This is a genomic window from Pelatocladus sp. BLCC-F211, from assembly GCF_041928655.1.
Lineage (GTDB): Bacteria > Cyanobacteriota > Cyanobacteriia > Cyanobacteriales > Nostocaceae > Pelatocladus.
The window spans coordinates 72,283-86,442 of the sequence record NZ_JBHFLM010000224.1; the positions used below are offsets into that span (position 1 = coordinate 72,283).

General features: G+C 42.9%; 8 protein-coding genes. 1 reads left to right on the forward strand and 7 read right to left on the reverse strand.

Translation table 11 applies throughout. The features are described from left to right. Nucleotides 1-20 precede the first annotated feature (20 nt). The 6 genes from fusA to ACE1AT_RS26710 all read right to left on the reverse strand — a co-directional run bounded on the left by fusA (nt 21) and on the right by ACE1AT_RS26710 (nt 7,302). Nucleotides 21-2,099 carry an elongation factor G gene (gene fusA / locus ACE1AT_RS26685; protein WP_374873896.1) on the reverse strand — a complete coding sequence of 693 codons (2,079 nt, stop codon included), beginning with the start codon at nt 2,097-2,099 and terminating at the stop codon, nt 21-23. A 152-nt stretch (nt 2,100-2,251) separates the two neighbouring features. Next, entirely contained in the window at nt 2,252-2,722 is a 471-nt protein-coding gene (rpsG, locus tag ACE1AT_RS26690) for a 30S ribosomal protein S7 (protein ID WP_016860905.1), read from the reverse strand. 656 nt (nt 2,723-3,378) lie between these two features. Next, nucleotides 3,379-3,753, reverse strand: a complete 375-nt coding sequence (gene rpsL / locus ACE1AT_RS26695) for a 30S ribosomal protein S12 (protein WP_016860906.1) — start codon at nt 3,751-3,753, stop codon at nt 3,379-3,381. Nucleotides 3,754-3,881: 128 nt separating this feature from the next. Then, nucleotides 3,882-4,214 carry a HesB/IscA family protein gene (locus ACE1AT_RS26700; protein WP_374873898.1) on the reverse strand — a complete coding sequence of 111 codons (333 nt, stop codon included), beginning with the start codon at nt 4,212-4,214 and terminating at the stop codon, nt 3,882-3,884. A gap of 183 nt (nt 4,215-4,397) precedes the next feature. Beyond that, nucleotides 4,398-4,817, reverse strand: a complete 420-nt coding sequence (locus ACE1AT_RS26705; protein ID WP_374873900.1) for a phosphomannose isomerase type II C-terminal cupin domain — start codon at nt 4,815-4,817, stop codon at nt 4,398-4,400. A 400-nt stretch (nt 4,818-5,217) separates the two neighbouring features. Beyond that, entirely contained in the window at nt 5,218-7,302 is a 2,085-nt protein-coding gene (locus tag ACE1AT_RS26710; RefSeq protein ID WP_374873902.1) for a phosphodiester glycosidase family protein, read from the reverse strand. 764 nt (nt 7,303-8,066) lie between these two features. Between ACE1AT_RS26710 and ACE1AT_RS26715 the strand changes: the two genes are divergently transcribed. Next, nucleotides 8,067-12,785, forward strand: a complete 4,719-nt coding sequence (locus ACE1AT_RS26715; RefSeq protein ID WP_374873904.1) for a glutamate synthase-related protein — start codon at nt 8,067-8,069, stop codon at nt 12,783-12,785. A gap of 187 nt (nt 12,786-12,972) precedes the next feature. Here the strand turns inward: ACE1AT_RS26715 and ACE1AT_RS26720 are convergent, their stop codons facing one another. Next, nucleotides 12,973-13,899, reverse strand: a complete 927-nt coding sequence (locus ACE1AT_RS26720) for a polysaccharide deacetylase family protein (RefSeq protein WP_374873906.1) — start codon at nt 13,897-13,899, stop codon at nt 12,973-12,975. Nucleotides 13,900-14,160: the final 261 nt, after the last annotated feature.

The following is a 14,160-nucleotide window of genomic DNA, read 5'->3' on the forward strand; positions in this document are numbered from 1 at the left end:
ATGCTCGTTTCCTTTTTTAATTAAGCGTTCCCTTTGCTTTTAGCTATGATTGCTTCAGCCACGTTGCGAGGTACTTCATCGTAGTGGCTAAATTCCATTGAGAATATACCTCGACCTTGGGTCTTCGACCGGATGTCAGTGGCGTAGCCAAACATTTCTGCCAATGGGACTTTAGCAGTCACTTTGGCGAGACCTTGTTCAGAACCCATCCCCTCAATTTGTCCACGACGGGAATTGAGGTCGCCCATTACATCCCCAAGGAAGTTTTCGGGAACTTCAACCTCAACTTTCATCATAGGCTCTAAAAGGACGGGTGAAGCTTTCATTACAGCTTCTTTCATTGCCATTGAGCCAGCGATTTTGAAGGCCATTTCCGAGGAGTCCACTTCATGGTAAGACCCATCAACCAGCGTCGCTTTGACGTCAATGAGTGGATATCCAGCTAGAATACCCGATTCGCAGGTTTCTTTCATACCTGCTTCTACTGGCGAGATGTACTCTTTCGGTACAGTACCACCAACAATTTTGGAGACGAATTCAAAGCCGCTTCCTGGTTCTCCTGGTGCTAAGTCAATCACTACATGACCGTACTGACCTTTACCACCGCTTTGGCGAATGAATTTACCTTCTATTCTGTTGACTTGTTTGCGAATTGTTTCGCGGTAAGCTACTTGTGGCGCACCAACATTAGCTTCCACCTTAAATTCGCGTAACATCCGGTCTACAAGAATTTCGAGGTGCAACTCTCCCATCCCAGCAATTACCGTTTGGTTGGTTTCTGGATCGACGTTTACGCGGAAGGTTGGATCTTCTTCGGAGAGAGATTGTAGAGCTTTGGACAGTTTGTCCATGTCGTTCTTGGTTTTGGGTTCTACCGCCACCGAGATTACAGGCTCTGGAATAAACAAGGATTCCAGAATTACTGGTGAACCTTCATCGGTTAGAGTGTCACCGGTCAAGGTGTCTTTTAACCCGACTGCGGCTCCCAGGTCGCCGGCTCTCAATTCATCTACGTCAATGCGATTATCTGCCTTCAAAACTACCAGACGAGAAATTCTTTCTTTTTTGTTTTTGGTGGCGTTTAAGACGTAGCTACCTTTCTTCAGAACACCAGAATAAACACGAACAAACGTCAGACGACCATAAGGGTCAGCCATAATCTTGAACGCAAGTGCCGACAGAGGTTCATTATCGTCAGCATGGCGTTCTACCGTTTCGCCATTGGGTAGTGTACCCTGGATTGCGGGTACGTCAGGGGGTGCTGGCAGGTAATCGACTACAGCATCAAGCAGGAGTTGTACACCTTTGTTTTTGAAGGCTGAACCACAAAGCATTGGCACAATCGTACCTGCAACAGTGCCTTTACGCAGAGCAGTGCGGATTTCTGCTTCTGTGAGTTCTTCACCCTCAAAGTACTTGTTCATCAGATCGTCATCGGTCTCAGCTACCGCTTCAATCAGCTTGTTACGGTACTCCTGAACCAAATCCTGCATATCTGCGGGAATATCCTCATCCTTGATATCTGTTCCTTGGTCATTGCCGTAGACATACGCCCGCATTTTTACCAGATCAACCAGACCCAGGAAATCACTTTCGCTACCAATAGGCAATTGAATAGGAATAGCATTAGTCCGCAAGCGATCGCGCACTTGTTCGTAAACTTTGTAGAAGTTCGCGCCCGTGCGATCCATCTTGTTAATAAAGATGATCCGTGGAACTTTATAACGATCCGCTTGTCGCCATACTGTTTCTGTTTGTGGTTGCACACCACCCACAGAACATAAAACTGTAATTACACCATCCAAAACCCGCATGGAACGTTCCACTTCAATCGTGAAGTCCACGTGTCCTGGAGTGTCGATAATGTTAATTTGATGATCTCTCCAACTGGTGCTAATCGCAGCAGCTGTAATAGTAATTCCCCGCTCCCGTTCCTGATCCATCCAGTCGGTGACAGCGGTTCCTTCATGGACTTCACCAATTTTATGAATTATGCCAGAGTAAAATAAAATTCTCTCTGTTGTTGTTGTCTTGCCCGCATCTATATGCGCCGCAATACCGATATTGCGTACTCTCTCTAGCGGGTTCGTACGTGCCACAGCTGCCTCCTATACTTTTCGCCTCATGATATCTTGTATATTACACTTTGTTAAGATTCTATCTTTTCTGGTAAACCGTCTTTTTATTTAGTAACTACCACGATATATCTTTGTTCTTCGTAGAAACGCACCTGAGCGCGTTTCTACAATGTTTAGTAGCGGTAATGTGCAAAGGCTTTGTTTGCTTCTGCCATCCGGTGCGTTTCTTCGCGCTTACGAATTGAACTACCAGTTTCGTTAGCAGCATCCATCAATTCTTGAGCTAGTCTGCCAGCCATTGTCCGACCAGGTCTAGAGCGAGAAAACTGTACTAACCAACGCAATGCCAAACTTGTACCACGCTCCGCTCGCACTTCCATGGGTACTTGATAGGTCGCACCGCCTACTCGTCGAGCTTTTACTTCTACCAATGGCGTTGCATTCCGCACTGCTCTTTCAAACGTTTCCAATGGATCGCTTCCGGTTCTTTCCTCGATATTTTTCATCGCAGCATAAACAATCCTTGCGGCAAGTGATTTTTTGCCACTACGCATCACCCGACGGATCATCATGCTTACTAGGCGACTGTTATAAACAGAGTCAGGTGGAACTGGGCGCTTTTGAGTAACACCACGACGAGACATACTTCAACCTTAAATTTCTGAATTTAGCAACTAGATGATTTATGTTTAGACAGTTTTTCATTGCTGAAATCGCAATGGAACTGACCTGTTTAACTTGCTGCCCTCAACTAGACATACAAGGCGACAATAATTATATACCTTAATAGCTAATTTAATAGCTAATCTAACTCAATTTAAAATGCTGCTGTCGCTGATAGCATTCTAAAAATTCCCAGATTCACAGCAAATAGGGCGTTAGAGGCTTTACTAATCTAACTTATAAGTTTCTTAGACACTCATATTTTTTGACAGAATCAAGGCGATCGCACTTCAGACGGCCTGCGAGTAATTATTTTCATACAGGTCTTACATTCTGATGTACTTAGCTTTGTCCATTAGAAAACTATAGGAACACCTGCTCGCTTCTGATGGCATTTATTCCCGTACATTTGCACGGAACCAATTCAAATTCTACCATTGATTTTTGTTGAACAGTGGCACTACAAATCATAGCAAAAACAAAAAAAGTAAACTTTTTTTGCTGATGCAGACACACACCTTAGTCATTAAAGGTTAGTTTGTATGAGCTATGCCAACTGCTCTACAAAGAAATGTAAAGGCGAATTAGTTTCCAAACGCGATTAATCGAGTCTAACCGCGATTAATCGCGCCGTTCTCTATTTTTTTGGACGTTTGGTTCCATACTTGGAACGACCTTGCTTGCGGTCTTTGACTCCGGCTGTATCTAAAGTGCCACGAATGATGTGGTATCTCACGCCTGGTAAGTCCTTAACCCGACCGCCACGAATCATTACAACAGAGTGTTCTTGCAAGTTATGACCAATTCCTGGAATGTAGGCTGTGACTTCAAATCCAGAAGTTAGTCTGACCCTTGCTACTTTACGCAGAGCCGAATTCGGTTTTTTCGGTGTGGTCGTGTATACCCTAGTACAAACACCCCGACGTTGTGGGCATTGTTTTAGAGCTGGGGACTTGGTTTTTTGACGCGCTTTTTCGCGTTCGTTACGTATTAGCTGCTGTATAGTGGGCATGAGTTACAGCGCGTGAAGCTGCTTATAGTTTAACTTTTGACAACAAATTCTGATTATATCTTTTTTAGGTGTCAAAAGTCAATATAATATTATTTTTGCTGTTTGGAATAACCATCAATCACTAACAATTAACCAATAGCAAACGAATTACCACAGCCACAAGTAGCGTTTGCTTGGGGATTTTGGAAGCGAAAAGCACCACCCATTAGATCCTCAGAATAATCTATGGTTAGACCATCAACGTAATTAAAGCTTTCAGAGTCTATAACTACTTGAATACCTTCACATTCTAAAGTGCGATCGCCCGTCTTGACAGTTTCATCAAAATACATGTCGTAATACCAGCCAGAACAACCACCGACTTTAACTGCCAATCGAAACAACAGATTTGGTTGTTGTTGTTGCTGCTTAGATTTTAATCTTCTAATCTCGCTTACTGCTGCTGGACTCAGATGAATCATGGAATGAACTGGGGATTGAAAGCTTTACCTTAAAAATATTACAGGTTATGGTTGGTGCTTGTTCAAGGGGCATCGGGCATCAATCAGTTAACAGTTACCAGTTTAATTTTGATAACTGATAACTGATAACTGATAACTGATTAGTTGTCCCCTATCCCCTATATCCACTTGGCTATTTTGAATTTAATCTTCTGCGCGAGCGTAATCGTCTTGGAAACGGATAATATCATCTTCGCCTAAGTATTCTCCGTTTTGTACTTCAATTAATACCAAAGGAATCACGCCAGGATTCTCTAAACGATGGGCTGTACATTGGGGTACATATGTAGACTGATTATTGCCCAGCAATACTTCCTGATCACCACAAACTACTCTCGCTGTACCAGAAACAACTATCCAGTGTTCGCTGCGATGATGGTGCATTTGTAAACTTAGTCGGTGTCCGGGTTTAACTTCGATACGCTTAATTTTATAACCGCGCCCTTCTTCCAAAACCGTAAAAGAACCCCAAGGACGCAGTTCTGTTGCTGCAACACCTCTTGCAGTAATAGCGGAAGGCAAAGGAAGCGCATTCGTCTGTGTTGTTTCTTGGTATTGAGCCATAGTTACCTCATTCGGAGACATAACAAAACCGTTAGTACTCTTAACTATTGATGGAAAAATATGGCGCTATGTTGCAACCGTATAAATCAGCAATCTAGCCCACACCTGCCAAACATAGCAAAATCACAGTCTAAGGTGTAATCAATGACTGCTACCACTAACATATCTATATCAAGTCTTCACGAATTGAAGTGGCAACTTTTAGTTAGCTTTAAATTTGGGGATAGGGGATCGGAGATCGGGGATCGGGAATCTGAGAACAGGGAAATGGGAAGGGGGACAGGGAAAACTTATCAGTTATCAAATTAAACTGGTCACTGTTAATTGTTAACTGATTCATGCCCAATTCCCGATTCCCGATCCCTGATCCCCGATCCCTGATCCCCTATCCCCTATCCCTTCAACGTGGTTGCAAGAAAATACCTATACCGTTGTGAACACGAGCTGCGGTATTGGGGAAACGATCCAGAAGTTGTCCCCCTAAATAAAGACTGGTAGAACTACCACCATCCAGATTTAAAGCATCAACACAACCGATTTGCTGCATTAATTGAGCGTGTTCTGCTAAGGTAGGGCCAGCACCACCAGCACGGTTATGGACGGCGGCGATGATGAGGTTGCCTGTTGTTGTTCTACAAATACCACTACGGATCGCTTTTTGGGCAACAAAAGCATTACTGAATTGTTCGCCTTTGCCATTCAGGACAATTTGACGATTTTGTATAAGTAGGGGGCCTGCTCCGAGAATATAGGGGTAATTACTAAACTCTCCAGGACTGGTAGAACTGTCAATTTTTACTGAAGAACCAATAGGCAAAATGGAGGCGTTGGTGACAGCATTAGCACGTAGTACAAGCAAATATCCATCCGTAGGGATAGGAAAATTAGTTTGACCGACTTTACCTGCTGGTAACTGATTAGTAATTTGATCTTTCTGGATAGTAAGGATAATTTCGTTGTCGGTTAAGGGCGAATAGTTCACTCCCCAAGCAGGAGTATAACGAGCTATACCACTTTGCACATAACCACTATTGAGAGTTAAAATCGGCAATTTTTGGTTATTAGCAGTAATTAGATTTTCTAACAGGGTTAGACGACCCAGATAAAATTGACCAGAATCATTCCACGCGATCGCACCCCGGTTCAAAATGGGACTTGATAACCATTGACCATCTCGACGAATTGCACCCAAAGGTAGGCGATTATTGCGGTTAAAATAGCCACCATTAATCGCTGCGACTGCTAACTGTTGTTGGGCTGTTTGGATTAAAGGAGCAGTCCCCTCTAGGGTATTAGAGTTTGTAATAATTGGTCTAATTTTTAACCCGACAGTACGCGGATTGATTTCTAACCAAACAACTGGAAAGCGTTCTTGACCTAAATTTACATACTGCTGACGCCAGTTTAATCCCGGCGCCCACGTAATTGCTCGTGGTAGTAGTGTATCTGGACGAACATCGATAATCAGGCGATTCGGTGCAGTGCTAACTAGGGGGGCTAACCCAATGGGAATCTCTAGACGGATAATTGTCTGGTTGTTAACTACCTGTACTTGCTTAATTAATGGTGGAGGAGTGGGAGTAATGTTTTGTTGATTTTCGTTTGATGGCAATATCTGTTTTAAGAGATTTTCGGGAAATGGTGCGGGGGTAGGAATCTTTTCGATTGGCGGTGGTGGCGGGGGGGTGTAACGTTGAATTAAAGCTGGATCGGCGATACCATTTAAGGTGATTGTCCAATCTCTGGTGGTTGGAGCAGAGGGTTTGAGGATTGGGTTATTTGGATCGTCGCTTAAAGGTTGATTTTGTTTAACAAGGGCTTCTTGATTGATTTGCCAAGGAGTAGGGCGATCTAAATTGACGGTGACGCGTTCTATTAAAGATTCTTTGGTTTGATTAATCTCTGTGATTTTGGCGTTCGGTGTAGATATCACTAACGTATTACCCTGTACTTGCATTTGCCATTCAGATGTTTTGGCAAAATTGGTAATATCCAAGTAGCGATAACCCCCCGCCAAGGTGCTAACTAAAATCGGTGGTTTAGTCGCGGATGAATACCACTGTATTGGCTGTTTGGTAGGACTGTTGCTATTTAATAAATCTACGCCGAAAAATTGTCGAATTGCTGCATCGCTGATCTGAGTTGTCAATTGAGCTGCACTCAGGCGTCTTTGTAACCATGCCCCTGGTAAAATTCGACCATTGAGAGAAATTTGATTACCATAGTATATTACCCCTTGTAAAGGAGGTGCAAGTGGTTTTGGTTGAACTGTAGTTGTAGATTGGGTAAGTTTTGTCTTGGTTTGTTTTTCGGAGGCGATTGACTCGTGAGGAATAGCAGTATAAGCGATCGCACAATCTCCAATTACTGTGAAGCACAGTACAGATAAAACTATCGGTGATGTCAAAAACTTGACGAACCTATTGATAATACCAACTGCAACATCACTGGGTTGGCGTTGGCAAGAATTTAATGTTTTTACCATGAATGATTCAGTATTTTGGGAAAAATCTCACACACACACTAACTGAACTTTCTAAAATATCAAAAAATAATGACGTAAGTTTGGAACACGAACGTGATAATGTATATATGGGCTTTTTGTTTCTTGTTCAAGCGACAAGCAATTCTGCCACTATGAAAACTGCGATTTTGAGTGCGCTAAATTACAACTAGTGCTAAAAAATATATAACAGCAGTTAAAAGCTTTTAAGCTGAATCTAGGTGGACCATCCTCACTAGTTACTTGCTATTTAGGTGAGGTTTAGCTGGTAGCAACACAGGTAACAAAGGGTGGTCAGTAAAAATCTAGAGAGCTAATCCAAATAGATTTAGGAATTGCCAAATGGGTATATAGTGTAATACGCTGATTTTGTCGCTGAATCAGGATAATTTTTGTCTCAAAAATTAGAGATGTGAAGAATTTGATTTTTTTAGTTAAGCCGCAAAAGGCTACAGCCAATTAGTAAATTGTATTGGAAAATAAAGGGCATTGAGGAGTACATAGCTTCACGATATAAATCAAACACTGCGTAGGCAAACGTCGTTTGCTTAACTCAGGAAAAACCCATAAGAAACGACGCATAGATTTTAACACGGGCATGGTAAATATCAGCTCGAAGTTAAAATTTTTTTTCCTTAAATTTCGGTTATTGTGAATTTTTTCATTCGTGTATTTAGAAAATATTTCCCAGTTGCAAAGACCTAATTGTTAATTCATTGTCGGCATTACGATAGCAGGGTTAGTCTATGAATAAAAAATCGGTGAATCAAGAGCATCAAATTAGTTTTGCAGACAATTCTCAGGAGTGTACCTACCAAGGACAAAGGTGGCTGGTTGAAGAAAGAGATGCCTGCGGTGTGGGTTTTATAGCCCATCGTTTAAAATACTCTAGTTATGAAATTGTCTCAAAAGCTTTAGGTGCTTTGACTTGTCTAGAACACCGGGGTGGTTGCAGTGCAGACCAAGACTCTGGTGATGGTGCAGGAATTTTGACCGCGATTCCGTGGGAGTTGTTCCAAGAGGATTTTGCCACACGGGGAATGCAAATTCCTACTAACAACAATGTAGCCGTGGGGATGATATTTTTACCGCAAAACCCACAAGTAGCACAAAAGGCTAAAGCTGTAGTTGAGCAAGTAGCAGCTGAGGAAAATTTGACTGTACTGGGCTGGCGAGTAGTACCAGTAGCACCAGAGATATTGGGTGTACAGGCTAGAGAAAATCAACCCCAAATCGAACAAGTTTTTTTAGTCTCTGCTGATCAAAGTGGTGACGAACTCGAACGGCAATTATATATTACCCGTCGCCTGATCGCTAAAGCCATCCGCAATCATAATCATGACTGGTCAGAAGAATTTTACATTTGTTCCCTGTCAAGCCGCACAATCGTTTACAAAGGCATGGTGCGTTCAGCGGTTTTGGGAGATTTTTATCTCGATTTAAAAAACCCAGCTTATAAAAGTGCCTTTGCTGTATACCACCGTCGCTTTAGCACCAACACGATGCCGAAATGGCCCTTAGCACAACCGATGCGGCTTTTGGGTCACAATGGCGAAATTAATACCCTATTGGGTAATATTAACTGGATGACGGCTAGACAGGCAAGTTTAGAGCATCCAGTTTGGGGCGATCGCATCGAAGAACTCAAGCCTTTTGTCAATGTTAATAACAGCGACTCTGCGACCTTAGATAATGTATTTGAGTTACTCGTACGCTCTGGTCGTAGTCCCCTGGAAGCCTTGATGATTATGGTTCCAGAAGCTTATCAAAATCAACCTTCCCTACGTGATTTCCCGGAGATTGTTGATTTCTACGAATACTATAGCGGTCTCCAGGAAGCATGGGACGGTCCAGCACTTTTGGTATTTAGCGATGGTCGCAAAGTCGGCGCAACCTTAGACCGCAATGGTTTAAGACCTGCTCGCTATTGCATCACCAAAGACGACTATATTATTGTGGCTTCCGAAGCTGGTGTGGTGTCAGTTGATGAAGCTAGTATCATCGAAAAAGGCAGACTCGGTCCAGGACAAATGATCGCCGTAGATTTAGACAGCCATGAAGTCCTGAAAAACTGGGAAATCAAACAGCGCATTGCCAAAAAACAACCCTATGGAAAATGGTTGCAACAGCACCGCCAAGAACTCAAAACTTTGGTCAATGGTCATTTGTCATCAGTTAATGGTAACGGAGTCCACGCCAATGAAAATGGTAACGGACACCGAAAAATCATTAATCAACAACCAACAATTAATATAGATAGACAAAGCCTACTACGACATCAAGTTGCTTTTGGCTACACCACAGAAGATGTGGAAATGGTGATTCAGCCAATGGCCATGGATGGCAAAGAAGCAACTTTCTGCATGGGTGATGATATTCCCTTAGCCATCCTCTCGGAAAAACCCCACTTGCTGTACGACTACTTCAAACAGCGCTTTGCTCAAGTGACAAATCCCGCCATTGATCCTCTGCGGGAAAAATTGGTGATGTCGTTAAAAGTCGAACTGGGTGAACGGGGTAATTTGTTAGACCCCAAACCAGAGTATGCTCGCAGATTAAAACTAGAGTCGCCAGTGCTGACACAAACCGAACTCGAAGCAATTAAAAATTCCGAGTTTACGACAACTGAGTTATCAACACTGTTTAGCATTACCAAAGGTCCAGAAGAATTAAAAGCCGCAGTCAAATCTTTGCAAACCCAAGCAGTAGAAGCAGTGCGTGCTGGTGCAAAGATTTTAGTACTGAGCGATCGCGCCCGTGAAGGAATCAGCTCAGAATATTCTTACATTCCTCCCTTATTGGCGGTGGGTGCGGTACACCATCACCTGATTGAGTCAGGACTGCGGATGAAAGCATCCTTGGTGGTTGACACAGCTCAGTGCTGGAGTACTCACCACTTTGCTTGTTTAATTGGCTACGGTGCTGGTGCGATTTGTCCGTACATGGCCCTAGAGACAGTAACTGATTGGTGGGCAGATCCGAAAACAAAACAATTTATGGAGCGAGGTAAAATTGCTAACCTCACTCTCGACCAAGCTATCGGTAACTATCGCCAAGCAGTAGAAAATGGTTTGCTGAAAATTCTCTCGAAGATGGGGATTTCCTTACTATCTAGTTACCAAGCAGCCCAAATATTTGAAGCGATTGGTATTGGTGGCGATTTACTACAGCTAGCATTTAAAGGTACAACTTCCCGCATCGGTGGTTTGAGTGTCAGCGATCTGGCTCAAGAAGTGCTATCTTTCCACATCAAAGCTTTCCCGGAACTTCAGACTAAGAAATTACAAAACCTTGGTTTTGTCAATTATCGTCCCGGTGGTGAATACCACATGAATAGCCCCGAATTGGCGAAAGCGTTACACAAGGCTGTTGATGGCAAGAACTACGACCACTACGAAGTTTATAAGAAGTATCTGCAACAAAGACCGTTAACTGCACTGCGGGACTTGCTCGACATGCAGAGCGATCGCACTCCGATTTCTATAGAAGAAGTAGAGCCAGTTAGCGAAATTGTCCAGCGCTTTTGTACCGGTGGTATGTCCTTGGGAGCTTTGTCGCGAGAAGCTCATGAAACTTTAGCGATCGCCATGAATCGCATCGGTGGTAAATCTAATTCTGGAGAAGGTGGAGAAGATCCAGTCCGGTTCACAGTCTTAGATGATGTCGATGCTGCTGGTCATTCGCCGACTTTGGCTCACCTGAAAGGATTACGCAACGGTGATACCGCTTCCAGCGCCATCAAGCAAGTAGCATCAGGACGTTTTGGTGTCACACCACAGTACCTGATGAGCGCCAAACAAATTGAAATCAAAATTGCTCAAGGTGCTAAACCAGGGGAAGGTGGACAATTACCAGGAAAGAAAGTCAGCCCCTACATTGCGATGCTGCGGCGCTCGAAGCCTGGTGTTACCTTGATTTCACCACCACCACACCACGATATTTATTCGATTGAAGACCTAGCGCAGTTAATTTTTGACCTGCACCAAATCAACCCGCAAGCCCAAGTGTCGGTGAAGCTAGTTGCAGAAATTGGGATTGGCACAATCGCGGCGGGTGTCGCGAAAGCTAACGCTGATATTATCCAGGTTTCCGGTCATGATGGTGGTACAGGCGCTTCACCACTAAGTTCTATTAAACACGCAGGCTCTCCGTGGGAACTCGGATTGACAGAAGTGCATCGTGTGCTAATGGAAAATAGTTTGCGCGATCGCGTGATTCTGCGTGTAGACGGTGGGATCAAGAGTGGTTGGGACGTAATCATGGGTGCGTTGATGGGAGCAGAAGAATTTGGCTTCGGTTCGATCGCCATGATTGCCGAAGGTTGTATCATGGCTCGTATCTGTCACACAAATAACTGTCCTGTGGGTGTTGCTTCTCAAAGAGAAGAACTACGGAAGCGGTTTACAGGTATCCCAGAACACGTCGTTAACTTCTTCTACTTTATCGCCGAAGAAGTCCGCAGCTTACTAGCACGACTTGGTTATCGTTCACTATTAGATATAGTTGGACGTGCTGATTTGTTGAAAGCGCGCCAAGATGTGCATATTAACAAGACACAAACACTCAACCTTGACTGCTTATTACGGCTACCAGATACCAAAACCGACCGTAGCTGGTTAGTGCATGAGAAAGTTCACTGCAACGGCGATGTTTTGGATGATCAATTACTTGCTGATCCCGACATTCAAGCTGCAATTAGTAATCATGGTGTAGTTACGAAGACATTAGCTGTTGTGAATACTGACAGAACCGTTGGTACACGTCTAGCGGGAGCGATCGCCTCCCAATACGGCGACGATGGCTTTAGGGGCCAGATTCACCTCAACTTCCAAGGTAGCGTCGGACAAAGCTTTGGTGCTTTCAACTTACCTGGAATGACTTTGACTCTGGAAGGAGAAGCCAACGACTACGTAGGTAAAGGAATGAATGGTGGTGAAATTATCATCAAACCACCGACAACAGCTAACTACGAATTATCACAAAACGTGATTATTGGCAATACCTGTCTCTACGGTGCTACTGGGGGGATGTTGTTTGCTAACGGTTTGGCTGGAGAACGTTTTGCTGTCCGTAATTCCAAGGGAACAGCAGTTATAGAGGGAGCAGGTGATCACTGCTGCGAATACATGACTGGTGGGGTGGTTGTTGTGCTTGGTAAAGTCGGACGTAACGTTGGCGCTGGTATGACTGGTGGACTAGGTTACTTCTTGGATGAAGATGGTAGGTTCTCAGAATTAGTTAACCGGGAAATTGTGAAAATTCAGCGAGTGATGACAGGAGCAGGTGAAAAGCAACTCAAAGAATTAATCACAGCTCATCTGCATCGCACCAAATCACCAAAAGCAAAAATGATTCTCGAAAACTGGGAAGAATTCTTACCGAAATTCTGGCAATTAGTTCCACCTTCTGAAGCCGAAGGACCAGAAGCTAATCCTCAACAACAAAAGCAGTTGAGTCCAGTTTAGTTTAACAGGAAAGGCGCAAAATATTGCGCCTTTCTTATTTTTTGGTGAACAATAATATATTTTTAAACGCAGAGTCACGCAGAGTTTTTCCTCTACAATTATGGAAGGACTCTGCGTGTCTGTTGGTTACTCCGCAAACCTCTGTATTTAAATACGCTATTATTTTACGCAAACTTCTACTTACTTATTATTGAGGCATTTGTTTTTTTGTATTTGCAATTAACTTATAGTTTTTATCTTGTAATTGTAATAATTCTGGGATAGTAACAAAGCGATAACCTTGTTGTTTTAATTTACTAATAATTTGTGGTAAAGCTGCTACAGTATGAGAACGATTGCCACCCCCGTCGTGCATTAATACAATACCACCCGGCTTGGCCTGTTTTAGAACTCTACTCGTTAATGTCGAAGCATTGGGGCGATTGTAATCTACAGAATCAGCCGACCACATTACTACTGTATACTTATTGTTTTTTGCATAACTCGCTAAACCATTGTGCAGTATTCCACCAGGAGGACGAAATAAAGTAGTTTTCGCACCTGTAACTTGAGATATTAATTCTGATGTATGGTCAATTTCAAAGGCTGCTGCTTGCTGATTAAAAAAGTGATACCAGTGATGCCAAGTGTGATTGCCAATGACATGACCTTCTGCTACAACTTGTTTAGCTAAATTAGGATAATTTTTCAGATTTTGTCCAACTACAAAGAATGTGGCCTTAATATTATTTTCTCTCAGAACATTTAATACTTGTGCAGTGTAACTAGGCCAAGGTCCATCATCAAAGGTCAGAGCTATAACTTTATCATTTGGGGGAAGTTTTGCCTGATTAATTATTACCCCTTGAAAGCGCGATGGTATAGTGTAGGAAATGCCTTTTAATGTTGCCTGTTGTTGCCAACTTGCTAGCATGACAGTCTTGAATTGTTTTAGGCGTTTTTGAGTCCCTGTTTTGACCCCTGTATCATTTATAGTATTTATAGTAGATTGCGTCTGAATTTCAGAAGTACTCTGGTTAATAGGCATAATCAAACCAAGGCTCAAGCTGCCGCACAAGGCAATTAGTGAAATCAATATTCCTTGCGGCCAGACAACAGACTTATTATTTTCCACGTCATAGCTCCTTCAATAATTTAACCATCAGCCACCTTTCTGACGGTAATTTATAACACAATTTTTCAAATTATTTTTAGATACTCTGCTATTTTCTGCTAGTCCTAGAAAATCATCCAGATCAACAGGAAATCAAATATCAAACAGAGATATTGTAGAGGTCTAACTGAATCCTATATGATTTAGCTTTGGAAGGCCAATGCTTGTAATTGAATATATTTACTGTTGTTAATATTTCGTTGTTTTTAATATTTAAAGTAT